Below are 25,586 nucleotides of genomic sequence, written 5' to 3'. Positions count from 1 at the left end.
TATGATTAAAACCGATATCATTATAATAGGAGCGGGCCCTACAGGCTTGTTTGCCGTTTTTGAAGCGGGCTTATTAAAGCTGAAATGCCATCTTATAGATGCCCTGCCACAACCAGGCGGCCAATGCTCCGAAATTTATCCCAAAAAACCCATTTACGATATTCCCGGTTTTCCTGAAGTGCTTGCTGGGGATTTGGTGAAGAACCTTATGGAGCAAATTCGGCCATTCGAACCCGGGTTTACCCTGGGGGAACGGGCAGAAACCATAGACAAACAGTCCGATGGCAGTTTTATTGTGACCACAAATAAAGGCACACAGCACCAGGCTCCGGTAGTGGTTATTGCCGGGGGGCTTGGCAGTTTCGAACCGCGAAAACCCCCAATTGCCAATATTGCCGATTATGAAGACAATGGCGTGGCCTACATTATACGTGATCCTGAAATTTACAGGGGCAAACGCGTGGTAATTGCCGGAGGTGGAGATTCGGCTTTAGACTGGTCCATCTATCTGGCAGATATCGCTTCGGAAGTGGCACTGGTGCACCGTAGGAAGGATTTCCGTGGGGCTTTGGATTCCGTAGAAAAAGTAGAAGAACTTTCCAAATTGGGCAGGATAAATCTTATTACCGATGCTGAAGTTGTGGGTTTACAGGGGGAAGATAAATTGGATGCTGTGGTTATAAGGCATAAAGATACCGCCAGGGGAGAAGAGGTAAAAGAAGTTGATAATTTTATCCCGCTGTTCGGGCTTTCGCCAAAACTTGGCCCTATAGCCGACTGGGGGCTGGAAATTGAAAAGAACGCCATCAAGGTGAACAACGCCTATGATTATGAAACCAGCATCCCGGGCGTTTATGCCATTGGTGACGTAAATACTTATCCGGGAAAGTTGAAGCTTATTTTATGCGGTTTTCACGAGGCAGCTATTATGTGCCAGAGCGCCTATCAAAAGATATTTCCCGATAAGAAATACGTGATGAAGTACACCACGGTAAGCGGGGTGAGTGGTTTTGACGGGAGTAAAAAGGAAGCCAAAAAAGAAGTAGTTAAGAGTATAAATTAAAAATATAAGCCTCACCGGTTTTAAAACAACCTCTGGGGTTTCTTGCAGATATGTCTGATATAAAAATTACCATTATAGACCGGGAAGGCGAAGCGCACACCGTAGACGCGCCCACAGATATGAATATGAACCTCATGGAGGTAATCCGTTCTTACGAGCTGGCCCCTGAAGGTACAATTGGCATTTGCGGCGGAATGGCCATGTGTGCTTCCTGCCAGTGCTACATCCTAAACCTGGAACATATGCTGCCCGAACAAAGCATTGAAGAGGAAGATATGCTGGACCAGGCTTTCTTTGTTGAAGAGAATAGCCGTTTAAGCTGCCAGATTCCCATTACAGATGATCTGGACGGGCTGGAGGTAAAGCTCGCCCCGGAATCTATGTAGACAATTTTAAAAACTTGATAGAGCCATGTTAGGAAATTACCTGTAAATCAGGGTTTTTTCTTCAATTTCCTGCTCGATACCGTTCCAGAGTTCTATACGGCTTTCCAAGGATTGCTGAGCGGTAGTCCTGGCCTGTTCCCATTTATCAGCATCATTCCCGCACAATTTCTCTACCATTTTAAAAGCCATGGGGCCATGTTCATCACCATCGAGTTCTATATGGCGGTCAAAGTAATATTTAAATTGCTCCAGGTCCTTTTCGGGGAAATTTTTCTGTATGTTTTCAATAATTGAAGAAAACATGCCGGGAATAAGGCCTTCTCTCCCAAATGTAAAAGCAGCGGCAATGTTGTGCGGCTTTCCTTCAGAAATAACATCAAAAGTATGTTTTAAGAATTGCTTGATGCTTACCGGAAGTTTAATTGCGGCGATAATCAGGAAAATATCGGTGCCATGGGTTACCTGTAGAAGAAAATCTTTTACCCGGTTGGTATCGGCTCCTGCCGAAGTCATGGCGTCTAAATACATTTCAAAATGGCTCTGGCGCTTTCCCTGCAGGTTAATATCGGTTTCTTCAGCCAGAACAATCTCATTAATAAGGTAACGCACTTCCGGGTCTCCCACCGGGATCCACGGATTGGTGGTTCGGGTGAATTTCTGCTGCAAGGCGGTAAGCAAAGACATGAAATCCCACACCGCGTATACATGGTGCTCCATGAAAATCTGGAGCTGTTGTGGGGAAGCGATTTTCTTATACAAAGAATGATTTAATAATTGCTCCCGTTGCGGTTGTAGGCTTTCATTTATCTCCTGAATCATATAAGTGCTGATTTTTTGCAAAAGTACAGCTATTCAGGGATTTCTGAAATTTGAGGCATATTTTTTGGTTTGATTAACGCTGATTACCGGCTTTTTAAGGTATATTAAATATATGGGGATGCTTTTTTGTACATCGGTAAATGTTATCATCTTTTATTCTGAAAAGTCCAGGGATTATCTGCGACTGGACGGGGTGGTGGCTAAAAAACCCAAGCCTTTAAAGAAGGAATGCTGTGAAAAGTACAAAAAGGGCAAGCGTTGTAAACGCTGCCCCTGTTTCGACCTGAGGTAATGGTTTTTAAAAGAGATTTAAGATTTTAATTAACTTCTTGGCTTTTTGGCTTTTTCCCTTCAATCAAAATGCCGAATGCCCTGTAATATCCAAACCGGTTATAAGCAGGTGAATATCATGGGTGCCTTCGTAGGTAATTACACTCTCCAGGTTCATCATATGTCGCATAATACTGTATTCCCCGGTAATTCCCATCCCGCCTAAAACCTGACGGGCCTCTCTGGCTATTTTAAGAGCCATATCCACATTATTCCTTTTAGCCATGGATATTTGTGCTGAAGTTGCCTTTCCTTCATTTCTGAGTACTCCCAGGCGCCAGGCCAGTAGCTGGGCTTTGGTAATTTCAGTAATCATTTCTGCCAGCTTTTTCTGCTGAAGTTGTTTTGAGGCAATAGGAACTCCAAATTGCTCCCGTTCTTTGGCGTATCTAAGCGCAGTGTCGTAGCAGTCCATGGCCGCCCCAATCGCACCCCAGGCGATTCCATATCTTGCCGAATCGAGGCAACCAAGTGGGGCTCCCAAACCGCTTTTGTTTGGTAGCAGATTTTCTTTTGGAACCTTCACGTTATCAAAGATCAATTCTCCGGTTGCGCTGGCGCGCAGGGACCATTTGTTGTGGGTTTCGGGGGTGGAAAAGCCGTCCATACCGCGTTCCACAATCAGCCCGTGGATGCGCCCATTATCGTCTTTGGCCCAAACAATGGCAATGTCTGCAAATGGGGAGTTCGAAATCCACATTTTCGCGCCGTTAAGCAGAAAATGATCTCCTTTGTCTTTAAAACTCGTCGTCATGCCACCGGGATTGGAGCCGTGATCGGGTTCTGTTAAACCGAAACAGCCAATAAGCGCTCCCGTGGCAAGTTTAGGCAGAAATTTTTTCCGTTGCTCTTCGGTTCCATATTTAAAAATGGGATACATAACCAAAGAAGATTGTACTGAAGCCGTAGAACGTATGCCGCTGTCGCCCCTTTCAATCTCCTGCATAATGAGGCCGTATGAAATCTGGTCCAGGCCTGCGCCGCCGTATTCTTCAGGAATGTAAGGCCCAAAAGCGCCAATTTCAGCCAGGCCTTTTATAAGCTGCTTTGGGAATTTAGCTTCCTGTGCCGCCTGCTCGATTATTGGAGAAATTTCCCGTTTTACAAATTCCCTTGTAGCGTTACGAACCATTTTATGTTCGTCGGAAAGTAGCTCGTCAAGCTGGTAATAATCAGGCGACTGGAATTGGTCTGGTTTCATAAGCGTGCGGTTTTACACAAATGTAACCAAGTCTTTTACAGTAAACAATGATTTTGTTTTTAGAAGATGTAAAGATTTGCCGGTTTTGTTTCAATTAAAAAATCGAGGATTGTCTTTCAGAGAAAGTCTGGCAAAATTGGGTGATTTGGATTAAAAGGTTTTAAAAACCTTGCAGGTGGAACTTTGGCACGTGTTGTTCTACAACTTTAAATAAAAAGGAGCGGCCATTTTTTTAAATTCTTCGGTATAATTATGCCGTGATATTTCCAGGATAAGCTCATCTTCCTGTGTTTCTGTTTTATGAAAACTGAAACTTAGCATACTTCGTTTTATAGCCGACTGTGCATTTCCTTTAACCCGCGTTATCTTCCGCGGAAATAATTGATATGTCGCTGCGATTCTTACCGCCTTCTCTTCTTCAGAAAAAGGAATGATAAAGTCTAAATGACCGTTTTCGGAAAGCAGGAGGGAAGCTCCTTCCAATAATTCTGGAAGCGGCAGAGCTTCAGCAAAACGGGCCTGATCGCGGGTTTCGTTTCCGGTTTTGTAATCTTCAGAATGGAAAGGCGGATTGGAAATAATGAGATCGTACTTCTCTTCTTCCTGCATTTCTTCAACAAACTCATCGAACGCCGCGTGGTAACAGAACAACCGATCGCCCCAATCTGAAGCTTCAAAATTTTCTACGGCCTGCTCATAGGCGTTTTCTTCAATTTCCAGGGCGTCTATAAGAAAGGCCTCAGAACGCTGGGCCATCATAAGGGCGATAAGGCCGGTGCCGGTTCCAACATCAAGAATGCTTTCCGGATGATGTTCAAGAGAAGACCAGGCACCCAGCAGAACACCATCGGTGCCAACTTTCATAGCACATTTATCCTGTTCTACAGAGAATTGTTTGAATTTAAAGGTTTCGACAGACATAATTTTGGATTAATTTTGAAAGTTTCCGGCGGAAAAAGACGAGGGTTTAAAATGCCAATTATCGTTCTGTAGCAGAAGATAGCGGGCAAATTAGCTTTGGCAAATGCTTCCTGTTTAAAAATAAAAAACCGCTTCCTGAAGGAGAAAGCGGTTTAAAGATTTATTTTCTTCCGAAGAAATTATTCTCCTAAAGCTACTCTTTCAAAGCCAACAACAGTAAGAGATGCGTCTACAGATTTTACATAATCGGCAACGCTTTCTTTGTTTCCTTTAATATAATCCTGGTTCACCAAAGTATTGTCTTTAAAGAAACGTTTGATTTTACCCTTAGCGATATTGTCAAGCATTTCTTCAGGCTTACCTTCCTGGCGAAGCTGGTCTTTAGCGATTTCAATTTCTTTATCGATAGTAGACTGGTCTACCCCGTCTTCATTTAAAGCCACTGGATTCATAGCAGCAGCCTGCATAGAAACGTTTTTGGCAGCTTCGTCTGCACCGTCTACATTAGCAGAAAGTCCTGTAACAACGGCAATTTTGTTCCCCGCGTGGATGTAAGATCCTACGAAAGGAGCCTGTAGGGTTTTAAAAGCGCCTATCTCAATTTTTTCACCAATAACGCCGGTTTGCTCGGTAAGTTTATCCTGAACAGTGATTCCTTTGTAATCTGCAGCCAAAAGTTCTTCTTTTGTGCTGTAGTCAAGGGCAAGTTCAGCAAGACTCTGTGCCAGGGCTACAAAATCTTCGTTTTTAGCAACGAAATCTGTTTCACAGTTTAAAGAAATAACCACACCTTTAGTGTTGTCGTCATTCACTTTTGCGATGGCAGCACCTTCACTGGATTCCCTGTCTGCTCTCTTGGCAGCAACTTTTTGTCCTTTTTTACGAAGCACTTCAATTGCCTTGTCAAAATCACCATCAACTTCTACCAGAGCCTTTTTGCAGTCCATCATTCCTGCACCGGTAGCTTTTCTTAATTTATTTACTTCTGCGGCGGATATCTTAGCCATAGTATTTGATTTTATTTAGAATTAATAAGTCGTTTAGCCGAATTAAAGAAACGAACTAAACGACTTATAAAATTTACCAAAGTTTATGTTTATTCTTCTTCGTTAGAAGAAGCTTTGTCTAAAGTTTGTTGTTTAGATTCAAGCTTCACATCCTGCTTTGCTTCTTTCATTGCCTTTTTATCTTCGGCATCTGTAGAAGGCGCTTCAGCTTTCTCTTTTTTGGCTTTAGGAGTTTTTTCAGATTTTTCTCCTTTAGCTGCTTTCTCAGCTTTTTCTTCTTTCTTGGATTCTTTGTTGGCTTTTCTGTCTGAAAGGCCTTCAATAATAGAATCTGCTACATAAGAAATTACCTTGCTGATAGATTTTGAAGCATCATCGTTTGAAGGGATCAAATAATCTACTTCACGAGGATCGGAATTAGTATCCACCATCGCGAAAATTGGAATGTTTAATTTTTGAGCTTCTTTAACTGCAATGTGTTCACGTGTAATATCAACAACAAAAAGGGCTGCCGGAAGCCTGGACATGTCTGAAATAGAACCAAGGTTTTTCTCTAACTTAGCTCTAAGACGGTCTACCTGCAGACGTTCTTTTTTAGAAAGCGTGTTGAAGGTACCATCTTTTTTCATCCTATCGATAGAAGCCATCTTCTTAACGGCTTTACGGATAGTTACAAAGTTGGTCAACATACCACCAGGCCATCTTTCAGTGATGTAAGGCATGTTTGCTCTTTCAGCTTGTTCAGCAACGATCTCTTTTGCTTGTTTCTTGGTAGCTACGAAAAGTATTTTTCTACCACTGGCTGCTATTTTTGCCAAAGCCTCTCCGGCTTCCTGCATTTTGGCAGCACTTTTATATAGGTTGATGATGTGAATCCCATTACGCTCCATATATATGTAAGGAGCCATGTTTGGATTCCATCGTCTTGTAAGGTGTCCAAAATGTACACCTGCGTCAAGTAATTCTTTTACTTCTACTTTGTTTGCCATTTTTGTAATAGTTTACGTTCTGTTGAAGATAGCAACAGGCAAGTGGCTATTTATAATTAAATACGGCCTTGCTTGTTTAGATGCTAAACTAACTCCCGGCACTTCGACAAGCTCAGTGGGATTCCGGAATAACAACAAAAATCTTTTTAATTTTAAATGAACTTTTAGGGCAACGCCCAAATAATTAACGTTTAGAGAACTGGAATTTCTTACGGGCTTTCTTCTGTCCGTATTTCTTACGTTCTACCATACGTGGATCTCTTGTTAATAAACCTTCAGGTTTAAGAGTTGTACGGTTTTCATCATCCAGGGCTACCATCGCTCTGGAAAGCGCAAGGCGAATTGCTTCTGCCTGCCCGGTGATCCCACCGCCGTAAACGTTTACCTTTACGTCAAAAGTCTTATCGTTTCCTGTAAGGTTTAGTGGCTGATTTACTTTATACTGAAGTGTTCCGGTAGTAAAGTAATCTTTCATTTCTTTTTTGTTCACGGTAATGTTTCCATTTCCATCAGAAACATACACACGTGCAACAGCCGTTTTTCTACGGCCAATTTTGTGAATAACCTCCATTACTTAAGATCGTTTAAGTTAATAGTTTTAGGTTTTTGTGCTTCCTGGCCGTGCTCAGATCCTGCATAAACCTTTAAATTTCTAAATAGGTCTGCTCCTAATTTGTTTTTAGGCAACATTCCTTTTACCGCTTTTTCAATCAATCGCTCCGGGGCTTTGTTGAATAACTCGGATGCTGTAAGACTTCTTTGTCCACCTGGGTAGCCGGTGTGTCTAATGTATTCCTTAGAATCCCATTTCTTACCGGTCAAGTTGATTTTTTCAGCATTTGTGATAACCACGTTATCGCCGCAATCAACGTGTGGGGTGAAGTCTGGTTTGTACTTTCCTCTAAGTATTTTTGCTACCTTAGAAGCAAGACGTCCCAGTGTTTGTCCTTCAGCATCTACGTGTACCCATTCTTTGGTAACGGTAGCCTTATTGGCTGATACTGTTTTGTAACTTAATGTGTCCACACTAAATAGTTTTACTTAATAATTAAACATTCCATTCCCATGAGCCCGAAATTGATCCCGGGAAAATGGGCTGCAAATGTACAATTATAAATTCATATAGCAAACAGGACTTTCATTATTTTGTTGATGTGGAAAATACTGATTGTCAGAAGTCTTTAAAGTTTTAAACAGGGAGTAGGCGTTGCTTTAAATATGCCTAAGATGATGAAGAGGAATATTCCTTCCACTAAAGCTTGGTAAAAAAGCAGGAAAGGATAAAGTGCTAAAAATAACGATAAGAGGTAATTATTATGTTAATAAAGTCATAATTAATTCGAGCTTTCTCTACTTTTGTTCTTCCCAAATCTAAATAGAAGATGATGAAGAAATTGATGAAAATTAGCCTGCTTACTTTTATGGGCTTTGGCGGAATATTATCTTCCTGCGAAGCCAATCAGGATGAAATGATGGAAGTGCAAGAGGCTCAGTCCAAAATGTTTACTGCAAACGCAAGCATTGAGAGTAATCAACTTGTGGGAAGGTGGGAACTTGTTTCCATGACTTCTGATGTAGCAGTGAATCTTAATGATGGAGAACCGGATAGCAGTACAAATATCCTGGAAGAAACTGATTGTTTTAATAAAATGTATTTTGAATTCTTTGATAACGGAGCCTTAGAAACCGGCCAGGCAAAACTTGATTTTAGTGCAGCCAGCAATGGCTTTAGTTGTGAAAGCGGAGTTTATTTTGCTCAATATGATATAAACAACGAAGGCGAATCCAGTAAGCTGGATATAACTTTTGATGTTGATGGTATGACTGTTACCGAAACTAAAAATATTTCCCTTTCCAGCAATGAAAATGGCGAATTTCTTACAGTAACTCTAACAGCATCTGAAGTTGATCAGGCAAATTACATTAATGACGGAAGGGAAAATACAGTGGTAGGTGATATTACATCCCTGGAGACGGTGTACAAGAAAATTTAATTTTTTGTTTTTAGTGTTAGTATGAGGGTCCTGCGTTCTCCCCAAATGCAGGATCCTTTTTTTTTGTTCAATCTTCCTGGAGCAATGTTTAAAAAAGGGTTCTTAGCCTGAATGATGGTTCTTGTTTTCCATTGGCTTTACATACAGGTCCTGCACCAGGATAATGACCACCAGCATTATTGGCGTGGCCAGGATAATTCCCCATATTCCCGTAAAAATAGCCACAATAAGTTGAGCGCTTATTATAAGGGCGGGAGGGATGCTTATTAAATGTTGTTGTACTTTAGGAGTAATGAGGTTGCTTTCCAGGAACTGCACCAGTAAATAAAGTGCCACCACTATTAAGGCAGTTTGCGGGTCCTGAGATAAGGCTACCAGTACTGCCGGAACCATTGCTATTAAAGGTCCAAAATTGGGAATAAAATTTAGAAATCCGGCGATTATCGCCAGTGCCAGCCACATAGGTACACCTATAATTTTTAAACCTATTGCCGTTAATATAAAAACCACGAACATGGCAAAGATTTTTCCGGTGAGCCATTGTTGCAGTCCGTGGCCAAGATGGCTTAATATTTCATCAGCTTTACCACGCCTTCTTGGCGGCACTAATTTTTTGATGCCTTTTGTGTAAAGAAAAGGAGTGGCGGAAAGATAGGCTCCCACTAACAGGATTACATATAGATCCCCCAGCAAACCAAAAGTTGTTCTAAAAAACCTGGAAAAAATGTCCACCATTTTGCCGTTGGTTCTCTGCATAGAAATCTTTTCTGAAATTTCCTGTCCCACCCAACTGTCGTTTAAATATCTCCGGGCATTTTCAAAAGTGGAAGGCAGTGATTTGCTAAGCTGTGAAAGTTGGGATTGAATTTCTGCACCAATAAGCCAGATAATGCCCGATATTATTAAAATGGTACCCAAGACTGAAATTGTCATGGTAAGGCCAGATTTCCAGCCGGTCTTTTTTTTAATAAATTCACTTATTCCTCTAAAGAATACAGCGATTAAAGTTCCTGCCAATAAAAGGATAAGAACGCTGAAGGTGGCTTTAAAAAGCAGAAGGAGAACAGTAATAAGCGAAAAAATGCCTCCTGTAATCCATACTTTTTGAACAAATGAATGTTTTTTATCATGCTTCGGTTCTTCTGCCATTACAGAATTTTTTCGTTTTTAATCCAGTGTTTTTAAAAGTTACTAAAAATTGTCTTTTCTGCTGCTGCTCTTAACAAAGTCTTGCAATAATCCGGATCTAAGTCATAAAAAAATCCTCCTGTTCCCCGGGAGGATTTTTAGTGCTATAAAGGATAATCAAAAAAACCGGATTTCTTTCAGAAAGATCTTTTACAGAATTTGAAGATGTGCCTTTGTACTGGTAGTTTCCAATTAATTAATAATCACATTTTGCCTCATCTCTTGCTGCGAAACGAACATGTATCTCAAACCACCCAGCAATATTAAAAATGATTAATGCGCTTCCAGCCAGTTTTCTCCTGCGCAAATATCTACTTCCAGTGGTACTTCCATAGTGTAAGCACTTTCCATTTCAGATTTTATCATCTTTTTCACGTCTTCCAGTTCGGGTTTATAAACATCAAAAACCAGTTCATCATGTACCTGTAGCAACATTTTAGTTTTGTAATTGCTGTTCTTCAGCTTGCGGTGAATGTTGATCATGGCCAGTTTAATAATATCTGCCGCACTGCCCTGAATTGGCGCATTCACGGCATTCCTTTCTGCAGCGCCCCTCACCATGGCATTATGGGAATTGATGTCTTTTAAGTACCTTCTCCTGCCTAAGATTGTTTGTACATATCCATTTTCCCTGGCATACGCCACCTGTTCGCTAATATAACTGCTTAGCATTGGGTAAGTTTTATAATAGGTGTCGATTAATTCTTTAGATTCCGACCGGGAGAGACTGGTCTGGTTGCTTAATCCAAAAGCCGACACCCCATACACGATCCCGAAATTTACCGTTTTGGCATTGCTCCTTTGTTCCCGGGTAACTTCTTCAATAGGAACGTTAAACACGCGGGCGGCGGTAGAAGCGTGAATATCTTCGCCTTCGCGGAAGGCTTTTATCATGTTTTCTTCCTTGCTTAAAGCAGCGATAATGCGCAGTTCAATCTGCGAATAATCGGCGGCAAGGAGAATATGCTCTTCATCTCGCGGGACAAAAGCCTTGCGAACTTCGCGCCCTCTTTCTGTTCTAATGGGGATATTCTGAAGGTTGGGATTATTGGAGCTCAGCCTTCCCGTAGCGGCGATGGTCTGCACATAATCTGTATGTACGCGGCCGGTGGTTTTTTCAATTTGCCCGGGCAAAGCATCTACATAAGTGTTTTTGAGCTTTACGAGCCCCCGGTAATCCAGGACGCGCTGAATGATCTCATGGTCTTTTGCCAAAGCCGAAAGTACATCTTCGCTGGTAGAATACTGGCCGGTTTTGGTCTTTTTCGGCTTTTTTACGAGCTGCATTTTTTCGAAAAGAATAATTCCCAGCTGTTTTGGGGAACCAATATTAAATTCTTCCCCGGCATCGGCATAAATCTTTTCCTCCAGTTCCTTAATGTCGCGGTTTAATGCTTCGGAAAGGGAGCCGAGAAATTTTTCGTCCAGCCGTATGCCTTCCAGTTCCATGTCTGCCAGCACCCTAACCAGCGGAATTTCAATCTCGTCAAAAAGCTTTCGCGTGTTTGCTTCTGTTAATTCCTTTTCAAAAAACTGCTTTAGCTGAAGGGTAACATCGGCATCTTCCACCGCATATTCCGACTGTTTTTCCAGCGGAATATCCCTCATGCTCTTCTGATTTTTGCCTTTTTTGCCCACCAGTTCCGAAAGTGGCTGCGGGGAATAATTTAGATAAGTTTCCGCCAGCACATCCATATTGTGGCGCATGTCCGGATTAATAAGGTAATGGGCGATCATGGTATCAAAAAGCGGCCCTTTTATTTCTACGCCATATTTTGCCAGGACTTTTATATCGTATTTCAGGTTTTGTCCTGTTTTTTCAATGTTTTCATCTTCAAAAAAAGGCCTAACTTCCTCAAGCAAATCTTTCGCGTCGTTTTGATCTTCAGGAAAAGGAAGGTAAAATCCTTTGCCGGTTTCCCAGGAAAATGCGATTCCAATCAAACAGGCTTCCAGTGGATTCTCACTGTCAGTTTCCGTTTCAAAACACACGCTTTTTTGCTTTAATAAATTCTGAAGAAAAAGCTTTTGTGCCATTCCTGTAGCAACCGACTGGTATACGTGAGCTGTGTTTTCTAATGATTTTCGACCTGAAGTTGCCTCGATCTTTTCAGCATCCCCGGAACCAAAGAGCGAAAACTGCCCGGCTCCCGCCGTTTGGGCGTTTTGCTGAGCCGAAGGGGAATTGCTCACCTGTGTTTGCGGATGGTCTTCTTCCCCGCTGAACAATTTTATAAACTGGTCCTTCAGCCTTCGGAATTCCAGCTCGTCAAATATCTCCTGCACCTTTTCGGCATCGGGCATGGAAAGTTCATAATCTTCCGCGTGAAATTTCACATCACAATCGGTGATTATCGCGGCAAGTTTCTTGGAAAGAATTCCCTGTTCGGCATGTGTGATCACCTTTTCTTTCATTTTTCCTTTCAGCTTATCTGTGCCCGCCAACAGCCCTTCCATGCTACCGAATTCCTTCAGGAATTTTTTTGCAGTTTTGTCGCCAACGCCAGGCAAACCCGGGATATTATCTACGGCATCACCCATCATTCCCAGGTAATCTATCACCTGCTCCGGCCGTTCTACGGCAAATCTTTTCTGCACTTCAGGAATTCCCCAAATTTCGATCCCGTTCCCCATTCTTGCCGGGCGGTACATAAAAATATTTTCTGTTACCAATTGGGCAAAATCTTTATCGGGGGTAACCATAAAAACTTTATAGCCTTCCCCTTCGGCCTGTTTGGCCAGGGTTCCAATAATATCGTCGGCCTCGCAACCTGGAAGTTCCACCACGGGAATATGCATCGCTTTCAGGATATCCTGGATAATAGGGATTCCCTGCATAATGGGCTCGGGGGTGGCATCCCGGTTAGCCTTGTAGTCGGTAAACATTTCGGTACGCACCGCGCTGCCTTCCTTATCAAAGCAAACCGCGAGATGGTCCGGTTTTTCCCTTCTTATCACGTCAAAAAGGGAATTCATAAATCCCATTATTGCTGAAGTGTTAAAGCCTTTTGAATTGATCCTGGGATTTTTGATGAAGGCATAATATCCGCGGAAAATAAGCGCGTAGGCATCAACCAGAAATAATCGTTTTTGAGAAGACATATATTTGGAAATGTTGTTTTACTGAAAGTTTCAAAACTACAAAGATAATCTTACTAAAAGAAAAGCCGTTCAAATAGGGAACGGCTTTCAGTTTTATCAAATACTTACCTGCCGGCGCTTATTCCTGAAGCCGTAGTAGAAAATATAGGCATAGCAGCACATTACCAGGATAAAGGCAATGTTAAAGCTGAAGCTGTCCACTAAAAAGCCATAAGCCGGTGGGATAATTGCCCCGCCCACAATCATGGTGCATAAAACCCCGGAGCCCTGGGGTTTATCATCTCCTAACCTGTCCAGTGCAAGGCTAAAAATGGTTGGAAACATAATGGAATTGAAAAGGCCTACTGCTATAATGCTCCACATAGCCACCAGCCCCACAGTAAAATTGGTGATGATGAGCATGGTAACTGCGCAGGCCGCAAAGGCGCTAAGCACAACGGCCGGGTTCATGATTTTTGTAAGATAGGAGCCAATAAACCTACCAATCATAGCGCCGGTCCAGTAAAAAGTAACGAAAACGCCTACTACAGCCATACTGCTGGCTTCTGTAATTCCCGAAGACAACAGCCATTCTGCAATAGTGCGCATAAAAGGAGTGTTGATAATGGTGTTACTTAGGTTAAGGCTTAGAAAGTAATTTACCATATAGCTTCCAAGCGCAACTTCGGCCCCCACGTAAAAGAAAAGGCCAACAGCTCCCAGCATAAGGTTTTTATTCCTGAGCACTTTTCCATAATCATTGGAAGCGGCAGTGTCCCCGATTTTGGGCAATTTTACAAACGCGAAAACCAGTGCAATAACCGCAATAAAAATGGCAATTCCCACAAAAGGTTCCTGTACGGCGGCAGCTTCAGAAATATAATATTGTTTCTGCTCGGCGGCATTCATGGAAGATATTTCTTCTGAAGTCATTACTTTATCACTTAGGATAAACAGAGCGCCAATAAGAGGGGCAATGGAGGTTCCCAAAGAATTAAATGCCTGTGAAAGATTGAGCCGGCTGGAAGCGGAACTTTCAGGTCCCAAGATGGTTACATAAGGATTTGCGGCAACCTGAAGAATGGTAATCCCACCAGCCAAAATAAAGTACCCTAGCATAAATATTCCAAAGATCCTGTAGGAAGCCGCGGGATAAAAAAGCAGGCATCCCACGGCCATGGTACTAAGGCCCAGAATTATTCCTTTTTTATATCCTATTTTGGACAGGATATATCCTGCGGGGATGGAAAGCAGGAAAAAGGCGCCAAAAAAGGCTAACTGTACCATTCCGGCCTGGAAATAACTTAGGGTGAAAACTTCACGGAGCCTTGGAATAAGAGAATCTACCAGTACGGTAATAAAGCCCCAGAGAAAAAAAAGTACAGTTAAAAATATAAATGCAGTGCGGTAAGATTTTTTTTGATTCATTTAATTTAATTCTTGGTTTAGATATAAAATTGACTGGGGTTATTTGAAATTTCCCCGTTTTGATATTTTGCATAGGAGAAACCTTTATGAATACAATAGGAACCCACTTCCCCTTTTTTGTTAAGCGCTACAAAGGCAACCTGGAAATCCTCATAATTTCTGTTTTGTGCTACAATCCTTTTTACGGCAATTTCACAGGCTTCCTGGGGAGATTTTCCCTGGCGCATTAATTCTACAATTAAAAAACTGCCAACGCTTTTCATTACTGCTTCTCCCATTCCGGTGGCAACAGCTCCGCCAATCTCGTTGTCCAGGTACAATCCGGCGCCAATAATTGGAGAATCCCCCACGCGGCCGTTCATTTTATAAGCAAGGCCAGAAGTGGTGCATGCTCCGGCGATATCACCTTTTTCGTCTATGCACAACATGCCAATTGTGTCATGATTCTCTATATTGATTATTGGCTTGTAATGTTTATGCTCCAGCCATTGTTTCCATTCTTTTTCTGATTCTTCGGTTAAAAGATCCACCTTCTCAAAACCATTTTCTAAAGCGAATTGCAAGGCTCCTTCGCCGGCAAGCATCACGTGTGGCGTTTCTTCCATTACCTTTCGGGCTACTGAAACAGGGTGGGCAATATGCTTCAGATAAACTACAGCGCCGGCATCGCCTTCCGGGGACATAATGCATGCATCCAGGGTAACATTCCCATCCCTGTCTGGCGCACCGCCATTTCCCACAGTGGTGTTTTTGAGATTTGCCTCTTCTACCCGCACACCCTGTTCTACCGCATCCAGCGCATTGGCTCCCTGGAATAACATTTCTCCGGCTTTTTTGGTGGCTTTTTGAAAATTCCAGGTCGCGATACTTATTGGGGTGTTTTGCATTGTGGAAAAAGGATTTAAAGATTTTAAACTAACTGACGGAGTCGCGGCGAAGGCGGCAGCTGACATTCCTGTGGTTTTAATAAAATTTCTTCTTTTCATCAGGCGGCAGACGCGTTTTTAAACGGGCGAGAAGTTAGTCTTTCGGCTTTAATTACACAAGCCCAATTATGCGATAAGAAAGATTGTTTTTGCATAAAAATTGCTTATTTCGTTATCGGATTAAAAATCAGATAATTTACATAGGAAGGGTTCTTAAGAATTATCTTTGCCGAAAACTGAAATTTCATGCGTTGGGTCATTTTTGTGGTTGTTTACGTCCTGCTGGATATCTATGCTTACCAGGTCTTCAGAACCATTAGCAGGTATTCGTGGGTTTATTATATTTATTTGTTCTTTTCACTGGCTGTGTTGGCTAATATCATTTACCAGTTTAATACTGGAAGTGGGGAAGGCTGGGCTGGCGCCAAATCCTACGCTATAGGTTTTTTTCTAGTGTTCTTTTTGCCAAAACTTATCTTCTTCATCTTTATGTTGGGAGAAGATGTAGGAAGGCTGGTTTTGGGTACAGTTAGAAAAGTTGGAAATACCGGCAATGACTTTAGCCTCCCGTCGAGAAGAAAATTTATAAGTCAGGTGGCGCTGGGGCTGGCCGCCATTCCATTTGCTTCGGTGCTTTACGGGATGTACAAAGGAAGGTATAACTTCAGGGTTTTGAAACATACCATGTATTTTGAGGATTTGCCCGCTGCTTTTGATGGGTACCGTATTAGCCAGATTAGCGATATTCACAGCGGCAGTTTTGATAATCATGAAAAAATTAAATATGGGGTAGACCTGCTGAAGCAGCAGCAGAGTGATGTGATCTTTTTTACCGGCGATTTGGTGAACAACAAAGCTTCTGAAATGGAAGGCTGGAAACAACTATTTTCATCCATAAACGCACCGGATGGCGTTTTTTCCATCCTTGGAAACCATGATTACGGAGATTATATTGAGTGGGAAAGTGCCGCGGCAAAAGAAGCCAATCTGGAAAGACTAAAGAACATTCATGCCGAAATGGGTTGGGATTTACTGCTTAACGAGCATCGTTTTCTTGAAAGGAATGGAGAAAAAATTGCCCTGGTTGGAGTTGAAAACTGGGGAGCTGGTGGATTTAAAAAGAAAGGAGATCTGGACAAGGCAGGAGCGGGTTTAAGTGCAAAAGAGTTTAAAATTCTGCTAAGCCATGATCCTTCGCATTGGGAAGAAAAGGTAAGATATAACGATAGGCACTACCAGCTTACGTTAAGTGGCCATACGCACGGGATGCAATTTGGAATTGAGATCCCAGGCTGGATTAAGTGGAGCCCGGTGCAGTACCGGTACAAGCATTGGGCAGGAGTTTACGAAGATTTGGGAAGGGCAATTAACGTAAACCGGGGGTTCGGGTTCCTGGCATATCCCGGGAGAGTGGGAATATGGCCTGAGATTACCGTAATTGAGCTAAAAAAGGGGCCTAAACCTGCTTAGTAAAGGGAAATTATTATATTTGATAATGGATCTGATTTCGGGATTTTCCGGAAGATTATAAAAGTCGCTTTATATGTCAAAATTTGGGGAGTTAGTAGATTTAAATATTCCTGTTCTTTTAGATTTTTTTACTGACTGGAATGAGTCTTCAAAAGCTATGCATCCTATACTCCGGGATGTTGCGGCGGCTTTAGGCGATAAAGCGAAAGTTATCAAAATAGATGTAGACAAGAATGCGCAGCTTGCTGAAGCGCTTAGGGTAAAAATATTACCTACCTTGATGATCTATAAAGACGGGGAGATGAAGTGGAGACAAAGCGGGGAACAGGATGCCAATACACTTATAGACCTGCTTCAGGAATATGCTTAAATACTGCTGAATTTGTAGCCTTTGCTACTGAAATATTCCAGCACCTTGGGCAAAACTTTTTTTAAATTTTTAAATGCTTTCCGGCTGTCGTGAAAAACTACGATACTGCCTTCTCTTGAAAATTTAAGCACATTCTGAAGGCATTCTTCTTCAGGTAAACCCCGATTAAAATCATAGCTGATAATATCCCACATTACAATTGTATATCCTGCTTTTGAAAGCTTGCGTGCCTGGCTGTTTTTTATTTTTCCGTAAGGCGGGCGGAAGAATTTAAAGTTTGTAGTTCGTAGTTCTGAGGTTTTAGTTTTGTCATTCCCTCTTTTACTTTTTCCCTTTTCTATTGCTTCAGCATTCATAATTTCTTCAGCCCGAAAGGTATTTTTGATATATTCTAAAGTGGAAGTTTTCCAGCCGTTGAGGTGGTTGTAAGTATGATTTCCTACAGTGTGTCCTTCAGCAATAATTCTTCTGAAGATATCGGGATGTTTCTGAACATTATCGCCTATGCAGAAGAAAGTGGCTTTGGCATTAAAGTTCTTCAGAAGGTCCAAAACCCAGGTTGTCACTTCAGGAACAGGGCCATCATCAAAAGTGAGGTAAATGATATTGGCATTTTTAAACCGCGTTTTTCTTTTAGGATAAAGCCATTTAAGAACCGCAGGATATTTTACCAGGAATTTCTTCATGAGCAGGAAGGGCAGGTGCTAAAATTGCCACAAATCCACGAATAGAATTGGCAGATTTGTGACAATATCAGCTTTATTGTTCAATTTCTTCCAGAGAATCTATGGGCAATGAATCTATCCTGCCCTGCGGGTTCATCTCGGGGTCAAATTGTTCTTCAATTATTTCCTGCTGAGGGTTGGTTGCCGGAATTTCTTCTTCCTCTGCATAGAAATGCCTGAACATTCTTAGGTATTCATTAAATTCTTCAGCTTTTTCCCGAACAATCTCTTCATCCTGTTGTCTTACGAGGAGATCCACCAGGCTGCGGTAACGCTCAATGTTAGAGATAATTTCATCCGCATAACGATACTGCCGGTCCAGGTCCCAGCTACTATAATACTTCAGGTTTTCTTGGTATTTCTGTGCTACCTGCTCCCAGATTTCCCTTGCTCTTTCTGGTTCATTTACTTCATAATAACCGTTTATGTAAGGTTCCAGGAGTGAATAATAGCCATATTCATCTATTGGCATTTTCTCCATAGCAAGATCAAGAATCTCCCTTGCGGCGGTAGTATCTTCTTCCCTGAGCAGGTTTTCTACCAGTCTTGCCAGGTTGCTTCTGTAAGTAATGGCATTTTTTCGGGTTTCAGGATCATGATAAATATCAGGATCTCCCATATTGCCCCAATCCCAGTTCTTGACGATGTTGTACATTTTTTCGGTATTCACCCTTCCCATATCAAAAGGATTACGCGGGTCTACCGGCGTGCGGATTGGCACGAGCTTATATGCCACACCTTCCAGCTGAAGATAATCCTTCATCCACAGGTAATCTTCATCCCCAAAACTGCCGCCCGTGAAGTAGATAGGGCGTTCCCAGTTATTGTTGGCAATTATATCCAACATCATGAGGCGATTCTTATAAAGTACCCTGCCATCTATTTTAATGTCTATGTGGTCTACAATTTCTCCCGCTTCATCCTGCTGAACAATTCCGTTTTCCAACACCGCCTGTTTGTCAACAGGGATCCTCACGAACTGAGTTGGGTAAGTATTTACCGACTGCCCTCCCTGAAGTTCAGCCTTGGTGCGTGGATCGTCGCTTTGGATAAAATTTAGCCATGTGCCTATTTCCAGGGTGTCATTGGTACGCTGTTCAAGGAAAATAGCATCATTTTTTCCGGTGTAAAAGTCATGGCTCAGTTGCGAGGGAATTGCATCACTCTCAAAAGCCTTGCGTTTCATCTGGTCTATATACCAGTCGGTGGCGAAGAGGCTGGTATTGATCACCCGTACATCTGTACGATATTTTTCGACCTGCTGGGCATACCAGAGGGCGAAGGTATCATTATCCCCAATAGTAAAAATTATCCCATTTTCTTCAACCGAATCCAGGTACATCTTGGCCATGGCAAGCGCGGTAAATTTATTGGAACGATCGTGATCATCCCAGTTTTCACTGGCCATAAGCGTTGGCACGGCAAGAAGCGTTGCAATTACTACTACAGGAACGGCAATTTTTGGCTTCACAAAAGCTTTTAGCTTATCTATAAGAGCATAAACCCCAAAGCCAATCCAGATGGCAAAAACGTAAAAAGAACCTACCAGGGCATAATCCCGTTCTCTGGGTTCAAAGGGCCGCTCGTTCAGGTAGATTTTTAAGGCGATCCCGGTAAAAAGGAAAAATACCAGTAACACCCAAAAACTATTTTTATCCCTTTTAAGCTGAAAAACAAAGCCGATTAACCCTAAGATCAGCGGAAGGAAATAATAGGTGTTTCGGGCATCATTGTTTAAAGCGTCACTGGGCAGGTTTTCCTGCGGCCCTACATGCATTTTATCTATAAAGTCTATACCGCTAATCCAGTTTCCATTCATATCGGTATATTTTCCCTGGATATCGTCCTGCCGCCCCACGAAATTCCACATAAAATAGCGCCAGTACATATAGCCAATCTGGTATTCCAGCAGGTAGGCGATATTGGAAGCGAAGGATGGTTTTTCGACATTTATATAATCGCTGAAACGGCGCAGGAAATTGTGGTAATCTTCATTGGTAAGCTGTCCCCGGGAATAACTGGTTCGAAACTCATTAATGGCCTGCATTAACTGTTGTTCTCCCTGGTATTCCGGTTTTACCGTGAAATCCAGCGGCCCGGTGAATTCCATATAATTCACAGCATGTTCTGTGCTCCACATTCTTGGGAGAAAGGCCTTATGATCGTCATCTAAATTCTGCCTTGCGTTCTTGTAATCATTAACAATTACGTATTTGCCCAGCTCTTCATTTTTTTCATATTTAGGCTTGGCATCCATATAAGGATTGTCCTCGTCCAGTCCGGAATACATTTCAGACCATTGAGGGCCGTAAAAAAGGTGGGTTTCCCCGTATTGTTCCCGGTTATAATATGCCAGCAGTTCCCGGGCATTATCGGGACTGTTCTCGTTGATTACTGTGGGAGCGTTGGAACGGATAGGCAGCATAATCCAGCTGGAAAAACCAATCAGGATAAACAGGATGCAGAGGAAAAGCGTATTTAGCTGATAATAATTCTTTTTGCGGGTATAGTTTATTCCGAAGTAAAAAGCAGCTATAATTACCAGGAATGCGATAATTGTTCCCGTATTAAACGGCATGCCCAGAGAGTTAGTGAAGAATACTTCTGAAGCTGCAAAAAAGGTAAGCGTGTAAGGCAACAAAAGTTTAAAAATGAACAATAGTACTGCCACCACGACGAAATTAGCGATTATGAAGTTCTTAACGGTGACTTTCTTATAGTTTTTAAAGAAGTAAAGGAAGCCAATGGCGGGAATTGTGAGGAGACTAAGAAAATGCACTCCAAAAGAAAGTCCTATTACAAGGCTTATCAAAATCAGCCAACGGTGGCCCCTGGGTTTAAACATGTCTCTTTCCCACAGCAGCCCCAGATAAAACATAACAGCCATAAAACAGGAGGCCATGGCGTAAACTTCGGCTTCTACGGCGCTAAACCAAAAACTGTCTGTAAAGGTAAAAGCAAGTGAGCCAACCATAGAACTGCCCAGGATGGCCATCTTCTTTGAAGTTGAAATTTTAGCGACAGGCCCGGTGATTTTTAGAAGTAACAAAGTGATAGACCAGAACATAAACAGAATGGTGAAAGCACTTGCCAGGCCAGACATGAAGTTAACCATTAAGGCGACTTTGCTGTTATCTGGCGCAAAAGTGGAAAAAAAAGCGCCCATCATCTGGTAAAACGGTGCCCCGGGCGGGTGGCCGACTTCAAGATTGGCAGAGGTTGCAATATATTCTCCCGCATCCCAAAAACTTGCGGTAGGCTCCAGGGTTGAACTATAAGTGGCAAGGGCAATCGTGAATACCAGCCATCCCAGTATTTTGTTCCACTTGCCAAAATTAAAATCTGTCATTATTGTCTAAGCTTGAATCTCATTGTGTTTGCCTAGCAGAATGTCCTGCAGGTATAATAATATAATGTGGCGAATTTAATAATAAATATATGAATGCCTGATTAACGGAGTTTAAAACAAAATATTTTTCCTTTTATATACAATTATATAGCACCTCATTTCCTGTACCAAAATCTCTTCGGAAGAAATTTGAAGTTTTTTCTTTAATTTTTTTAAAAATTGTTTGTGTAAAAAGAAGTTTGTTTTAAATTTGCATCCGCATTTAAGCATTGGCCTATGGTGTAACTGGCAACACGTCTGGTTTTGGTCCAGAAGAGTCTAGGTTCGAGCCCTAGTAGGCCAACAAAAAGAAATCCGGTTTCAAGATTGAAACCGGATTTTGCTTTTTTAAAAAATAATGGGCGATAATTTATCCCGATTGTAGCGAAGGCGGAAGATGGAGAAGCCTTAGCAGGCCAACAAAAATGTGAAACCGAATTGTGAAAACAGTTCGGTTTTATGTTTTCAGAGGGTTGAGCAAAAAGTTTTTCCAGTCGATGCAGAAAATATTCTTTAGGAGTTAATCATAGTGTCTTAGTTAAATGAACCTTCCTGTTGAAAGCCATCTGCTTCAGTAGAGTGAAGGGAAAAGGATGACGGGAGAAATTTCTGCGGAAAGGTGAATATAGATTCTCATTTTATTCCTGGCTTTTGTATTTTCGTGAGAAAGTAAATCCTGGTGGAGCAAAACGACTTTTTTAAGAATAAAAATGTTTTCAATGTACTTTTTGAGGCCGCTTCAGAAGGGATTATTGTAGTAGATGCTTCCCAGACGGTAATAGCTGCAAACGGAGCTGCAGAAATTATGTTTGGTTATGAGAAGGGGGAGCTGCTGGGCCAACCTCTAAATTTGCTTATTCCCAGAAATTACCGGCCTAATCATGGCAAACATTTTAACCATTTTTTAAAGAACAGTGAAAAAAGGCAAATGGGGCATGGCCGGGATTTACATGGCCTCAAGAAAGACGGGGCAAAATTCCCGGTAGAAGCAGGGCTAAATCCTTTTGAAATAGACGGGAAAGAATATGTGATGTCTTTAATTATAGATATTACGGTACGTAAAGAAAACCAACGTCAAATAAGGGAACTCAACACTCAATTAGAAGAAAAAATCCAGGTGCGCACGAAAGAGCTGCAGGAGAGTGTTGAAAAACTTCAAAGTGTCAACCTCAATCTTGAAGATGAAATTCAGAAGCGAAAAGCGGCAGAACGTAAAATAAAAGATGCCCTCCAGAAAGAAAAGGAACTAAATGAGCTGAAAACGAAATTTCTTTCCCTTGTTTCCCACGAATTTAAAACCCCTCTTAGCGGAATCCTGACTTCAGCTACTCTGGCTGAGAAATATACCAAAACGGAACAACAGGAAAAACGGGAAAAGCACCTGGGGACTATCAGGAATAAGGTGCATTATTTAAACAATATTCTTAATGACTTTCTTTCCATAGAGCGGCTTGAAACCGGGAAAGGCCAGTATAAATACACTTCCTTCAGCCTGAAGCGGCTTATAAATGAGGTGGTTTACAACGCCAATATTACCCTAAAGCACGGGCAGGAAATTAGTTATCCCAAAGATATTGAAGACAGGATGCTTTACCAGGACGAAAAGATACTGGAGCTTATTCTTTCAAATCTTTTGGGCAATGCCATTAAATATTCCCCTGAAGATACCTTAATCAAATTTAGGGTGAAAGCGGCAGAAAAACAGGTTAGTTTTGTGGTGGAAGATGAGGGAATCGGAATTCCGGAGAAAGATCAAAAACATATTTTTGAACGTTACTTTCGGGCGGAAAATGCTCTCCTGGACCAGGGTACAGGGATAGGTTTGAATATTGCCAAAACACACCTGGAAAATCTTGGTGGAAGCATCAATTTTGTGAGTAAGCAAAATAAAGGTACCACGTTTACGGTAAAAGTTCCTATCCTAACACCTTAATATAGAATTACAAATGCTATTACTATGAAAAAAGTATTGCTAATAGAAGACGACGTTACCGTTAGGGAAAACACTGCTGAACTTCTGGAACTTTCAGATTATGATGTGCTTACGGCTTCCAACGGGAGGCAGGGCGTGGAAAAGGCAAAAGCAAATTTGCCCGATATCATCGTTTGTGACATTATGATGCCGGAAATGGATGGTTATGGTGTGTTGCAGGAATTGAGCAAAAATGAAGAAACCATAAATATTCCTTTTATATTCCTTTCAGCAAAAACAGAGCATAAAGACATTCGTAAAGGAATGGATTTGGGCGCAGATGATTATCTCACCAAGCCTTTTGAAGAAGAAGACCTGCTGAGTGCCATAGAAAGCAGGCTGGCAAAGGTTTCTATTCTTAATTCCTTCAAAAGAGAAAAAAAGGAAACTGCCCCTGTTGCCGGAAACACCGGTTTAAAAGGAATAGAAGATTTGCGCAGCATTCTGGCCAATTATGAGTTGCTGGAATTTAAAAAGGGTGACAATATTTATGAACCTGGCCGGCAATCCAGTTATTTTTACCTGGTAAAGCGCGGAGTGGTAAAAGTGCATAGAATAGACAGCCAGGGAAAAGAGTTGATTACGGAGCTTTTTAAGGAAGATGATTTCTTTGGAAATATGTCCTTTAATTCCGCAGCATCATACGAAGATTTTGCCACAGCCATGGAAGATACGCAGCTTTATGCTGTTTCTAAGGAAGAATTGCACAAGATCCTGGCCAACAATGGTAGGGTGACGCTGGAGCTGGTAGAGGTGCTAAGCAATAACTTATCTGGCCTAAAAGAACAATTGATGGGAATGGCCTATGGATCGGTTCGAAAAAAGACGGCTAATACCATTTTGCTTTTTGCTGAAAAAATAAAAAAACATCCGCTTAAGAGCATCCGGATTTCGCGTGCCGATCTTGCCGGCGTGGCAGGAATGGCTCCCGAAAGCCTTATCAGGACACTTTCAGATTTTAAGAAAGAAGGCATGATAGAAATAGAGGGCAGAAATATAAAACTGCTGGATTCCCAGGCTCTAAGAGCTGTGGTTTGACACTGCAGTGCAGAATTTTGCAGATGATGAATAGCTGAAATGACTTTTTTTGAAAATGGACACCATCAGTGCCTGCAGCTAAAAATCTTCAGATAAAGATGAGTAGACATTTTTCTGGCATTGTGTTTTGCCCTTTCGGCCAATTCTCCACTGAAGTTTTCATTAATGGTTTCAAACCAAAGGTTTAACCAAACCCCGAAGTGATATTCATTTATCTTATTATGATTCTCATGATCTGCTTTTACGTGGGCAAATTGGGGGTTTCCCCTGTAACTTCCGGTAAAGAAAAGGTTACTTTCCCAAAAATCAGTTAGTTTATTGAGATGGGCATCCCAATCTTTTATACTGTTGTTGAAAAAGTAACCTATTTCGCGGTTTTTCCTCACTTTGTTATAAAAGGAAGATACCAAAGTATATACGTCTTTCCTGTCCTTAAGATCCCTTTTCATTTACAGGGGCACATTTACAGCGATTAATACTGCACTTAACAGGCAGCTGGCTATAAAGGAGTTTACCACGTGCTTTGATTTTAATTGAGCCAGTACTGCGGCATTAAAGCCCATAGATACGGCAACTACAAAAAACAGTTGGATCATATTCGTCAAAGTGTGGCCGTTCATAAGGATCATCATCGCGGCAACGGCGCCCATACAACTGGAAATAATTATTCCCGCACTCACATATCCATAATAAGATTCCTGGAAATTAGCTACAAAGTCTTGATAGAGTTTCATGATATTTCTTTTTTAATTATGGTGTAAAATTACCATGAAAGCCCAGGCTAAAATATGACTGTAATCATATTAAGCGTTATTTGCTTGTGCTTAATTAGATGCTATTCAGGAATGTGAGCGTACAATTTTTACAATTTCGTCTTTGGGTAGCACTCCGCTTTGCCTCCAAAGCTGTTGCCCTTGTTTAAACAAAATCATGGTGGGCACGCCCCTTACCTGGTATTTTCCCGTCAGCTCCTGGTTTTTGTCCACATCTATTTTTACAATTTTCACTTCTTCCCCCAGAGTAGCTTTGGCATCTTTAAGAATAGGAGCAAGTGTTTTACACGGGCCGCACCAGTCGGCGTAAAAATCTACCAATACCGGTTTTACATCATTTATAATCTCGCTGAATTTACTTTTCATAACAACTGAATTTTTAATAAAAATGCCGAAAACCGATAAAAATCGAACACGGCTTTTTTAAGGACTTTTACATTTAAAATTACGAAAAATCAGTGTTTCTATGCGGAAAATACTTTCTCCTAATATTATTGTTGTAATTGTTTCTGAAGCT

The 25,586-nt window shown here is 41.7% G+C and carries 24 protein-coding genes and 1 tRNA gene; 9 read left to right on the top strand and 16 right to left on the bottom strand.

What is annotated here, in order from left to right; translation table 11 throughout:
- The first annotated feature begins 1 nt into the window (after position 1).
- Entirely contained in the window at positions 2-1,063 is a 1,062-nt protein-coding gene (locus tag RM553_RS11300; protein ID WP_311535037.1) for an NAD(P)/FAD-dependent oxidoreductase, read from the top strand.
- Positions 1,064-1,113: 50 nt separating this feature from the next.
- Positions 1,114-1,449, top strand: a complete 336-nt coding sequence (locus RM553_RS11295; RefSeq protein WP_311535036.1) for a 2Fe-2S iron-sulfur cluster-binding protein — start codon at positions 1,114-1,116, stop codon at positions 1,447-1,449.
- A 36-nt stretch (positions 1,450-1,485) separates the two neighbouring features.
- On the opposite strand, the gene RM553_RS11290 is transcribed toward RM553_RS11295, so the two are convergent.
- Positions 1,486-2,268, bottom strand: a complete 783-nt coding sequence (locus RM553_RS11290; RefSeq protein ID WP_311535035.1) for a DUF3050 domain-containing protein — start codon at positions 2,266-2,268, stop codon at positions 1,486-1,488.
- Between the two features lie 112 nt (positions 2,269-2,380).
- On the opposite strand from RM553_RS11290, the gene RM553_RS11285 reads away from it, so the two are divergent.
- A complete protein-coding gene (locus RM553_RS11285) occupies positions 2,381-2,560 on the top strand; it encodes a hypothetical protein (protein WP_311535034.1) in 180 nt (59 codons plus the stop codon).
- Positions 2,561-2,623: 63 nt separating this feature from the next.
- Here the strand turns inward: RM553_RS11285 and RM553_RS11280 are convergent, their stop codons facing one another.
- The 6 genes from RM553_RS11280 to rplM form a co-directional block, all read right to left on the bottom strand.
- Positions 2,624-3,799 carry an acyl-CoA dehydrogenase family protein gene (locus tag RM553_RS11280; RefSeq protein WP_311535033.1) on the bottom strand — a complete coding sequence of 392 codons (1,176 nt, stop codon included), beginning with the start codon at positions 3,797-3,799 and terminating at the stop codon, positions 2,624-2,626.
- Positions 3,800-3,997: 198 nt separating this feature from the next.
- Positions 3,998-4,720: a tRNA1(Val) (adenine(37)-N6)-methyltransferase gene (locus RM553_RS11275; protein WP_311535032.1), complete on the bottom strand. Its 723-nt coding sequence runs from the start codon at positions 4,718-4,720 to the stop codon at positions 3,998-4,000.
- A 179-nt stretch (positions 4,721-4,899) separates the two neighbouring features.
- Positions 4,900-5,727, bottom strand: coding sequence for a translation elongation factor Ts (tsf, locus tag RM553_RS11270; RefSeq protein WP_311535031.1), 828 nt, complete (start codon positions 5,725-5,727; stop codon positions 4,900-4,902).
- Between the two features lie 89 nt (positions 5,728-5,816).
- Positions 5,817-6,716 (bottom strand): 30S ribosomal protein S2, encoded by a 900-nt coding sequence (gene rpsB, locus RM553_RS11265; RefSeq protein ID WP_311535030.1) that lies wholly within the window; start codon positions 6,714-6,716, stop codon positions 5,817-5,819.
- 184 nt (positions 6,717-6,900) lie between these two features.
- Complete coding sequence (gene rpsI / locus RM553_RS11260; RefSeq protein ID WP_311535029.1) at positions 6,901-7,287, bottom strand: 30S ribosomal protein S9; 387 nt, start codon at positions 7,285-7,287, stop codon at positions 6,901-6,903.
- Positions 7,287-7,742: a 50S ribosomal protein L13 gene (rplM, locus tag RM553_RS11255; protein WP_311535028.1), complete on the bottom strand. Its 456-nt coding sequence runs from the start codon at positions 7,740-7,742 to the stop codon at positions 7,287-7,289. Before rplM ends, rpsI begins: the two co-directional genes overlap by 1 nt.
- Positions 7,743-8,098: 356 nt before the next feature.
- Between rplM and RM553_RS11250 the strand changes: the two genes are divergently transcribed.
- Complete coding sequence (locus RM553_RS11250) at positions 8,099-8,710, top strand: DUF5004 domain-containing protein (RefSeq protein WP_311535027.1); 612 nt, start codon at positions 8,099-8,101, stop codon at positions 8,708-8,710.
- A gap of 102 nt (positions 8,711-8,812) precedes the next feature.
- Here RM553_RS11250 and RM553_RS11245 read toward each other — a convergent pair whose 3' ends face one another.
- The 4 genes from RM553_RS11245 to RM553_RS11230 all read right to left on the bottom strand — a co-directional run bounded on the left by RM553_RS11245 (position 8,813) and on the right by RM553_RS11230 (position 15,393).
- Positions 8,813-9,859 carry an AI-2E family transporter gene (locus RM553_RS11245; protein ID WP_311535026.1) on the bottom strand — a complete coding sequence of 349 codons (1,047 nt, stop codon included), beginning with the start codon at positions 9,857-9,859 and terminating at the stop codon, positions 8,813-8,815.
- Positions 9,860-10,171: 312 nt separating this feature from the next.
- Positions 10,172-13,000, bottom strand: a complete 2,829-nt coding sequence (gene polA, locus RM553_RS11240) for a DNA polymerase I (protein WP_311535025.1) — start codon at positions 12,998-13,000, stop codon at positions 10,172-10,174.
- Between the two features lie 96 nt (positions 13,001-13,096).
- The gene (locus tag RM553_RS11235) at positions 13,097-14,407 is read right to left on the bottom strand and encodes a sugar MFS transporter (protein WP_311535024.1); all 1,311 of its coding nucleotides are present in this window, start codon (positions 14,405-14,407) and stop codon (positions 13,097-13,099) included.
- A 17-nt stretch (positions 14,408-14,424) separates the two neighbouring features.
- Complete coding sequence (locus RM553_RS11230) at positions 14,425-15,393, bottom strand: isoaspartyl peptidase/L-asparaginase family protein (RefSeq protein ID WP_311535023.1); 969 nt, start codon at positions 15,391-15,393, stop codon at positions 14,425-14,427.
- Positions 15,394-15,579: 186 nt separating this feature from the next.
- Here RM553_RS11230 and RM553_RS11225 point away from each other — a divergent pair, with 186 nt between their 5' ends.
- Together RM553_RS11225 and RM553_RS11220 are read left to right on the top strand one after the other, a co-directional pair.
- Positions 15,580-16,803 (top strand): metallophosphoesterase, encoded by a 1,224-nt coding sequence (locus RM553_RS11225; RefSeq protein ID WP_311535022.1) that lies wholly within the window; start codon positions 15,580-15,582, stop codon positions 16,801-16,803.
- A gap of 73 nt (positions 16,804-16,876) precedes the next feature.
- Positions 16,877-17,173 carry a thioredoxin family protein gene (locus RM553_RS11220; protein WP_311535021.1) on the top strand — a complete coding sequence of 99 codons (297 nt, stop codon included), beginning with the start codon at positions 16,877-16,879 and terminating at the stop codon, positions 17,171-17,173.
- Here RM553_RS11220 and RM553_RS11215 read toward each other — a convergent pair.
- Entirely contained in the window at positions 17,170-17,859 is a 690-nt protein-coding gene (locus RM553_RS11215; RefSeq protein ID WP_311535020.1) for a polysaccharide deacetylase family protein, read from the bottom strand. The genes RM553_RS11220 and RM553_RS11215 overlap by 4 nt on opposite strands.
- Positions 17,860-17,932: 73 nt before the next feature.
- Positions 17,933-21,247: a DUF2723 domain-containing protein gene (locus RM553_RS11210; protein ID WP_311535019.1), complete on the bottom strand. Its 3,315-nt coding sequence runs from the start codon at positions 21,245-21,247 to the stop codon at positions 17,933-17,935.
- Between the two features lie 270 nt (positions 21,248-21,517).
- On the opposite strand from RM553_RS11210, the gene RM553_RS11205 reads away from it, so the two are divergent.
- The 3 genes from RM553_RS11205 to RM553_RS11195 all read left to right on the top strand — a co-directional run bounded on the left by RM553_RS11205 (position 21,518) and on the right by RM553_RS11195 (position 24,296).
- Positions 21,518-21,590, top strand: a tRNA-Gln gene (locus tag RM553_RS11205).
- A 375-nt stretch (positions 21,591-21,965) separates the two neighbouring features.
- Positions 21,966-23,219, top strand: coding sequence for a sensor histidine kinase (locus tag RM553_RS11200; protein WP_311535018.1), 1,254 nt, complete (start codon positions 21,966-21,968; stop codon positions 23,217-23,219).
- Positions 23,220-23,243: 24 nt separating this feature from the next.
- Positions 23,244-24,296 (top strand): response regulator, encoded by a 1,053-nt coding sequence (locus RM553_RS11195; protein ID WP_311535017.1) that lies wholly within the window; start codon positions 23,244-23,246, stop codon positions 24,294-24,296.
- 65 nt (positions 24,297-24,361) lie between these two features.
- Here RM553_RS11195 and RM553_RS11190 read toward each other — a convergent pair whose 3' ends face one another.
- The 3 genes from RM553_RS11190 to trxA form a co-directional block, all read right to left on the bottom strand.
- Positions 24,362-24,745, bottom strand: coding sequence for a group III truncated hemoglobin (locus RM553_RS11190; protein WP_311535016.1), 384 nt, complete (start codon positions 24,743-24,745; stop codon positions 24,362-24,364).
- Positions 24,746-25,030: a hypothetical protein gene (locus RM553_RS11185; protein ID WP_311535015.1), complete on the bottom strand. Its 285-nt coding sequence runs from the start codon at positions 25,028-25,030 to the stop codon at positions 24,746-24,748.
- Between the two features lie 105 nt (positions 25,031-25,135).
- Positions 25,136-25,435 (bottom strand): thioredoxin, encoded by a 300-nt coding sequence (trxA, locus tag RM553_RS11180; RefSeq protein ID WP_311535014.1) that lies wholly within the window; start codon positions 25,433-25,435, stop codon positions 25,136-25,138.
- Positions 25,436-25,586 lie beyond the last annotated feature (151 nt).

Origin of the sequence: Autumnicola tepida, assembly GCF_031846485.1 — a bacterium.
GTDB classification, from domain to species: domain Bacteria; phylum Bacteroidota; class Bacteroidia; order Flavobacteriales; family Flavobacteriaceae; genus Autumnicola; species Autumnicola tepida.
Note: the sequence above shows the minus strand (reverse complement) of the source record. Positions and strands in the feature narration are given on the sequence as shown.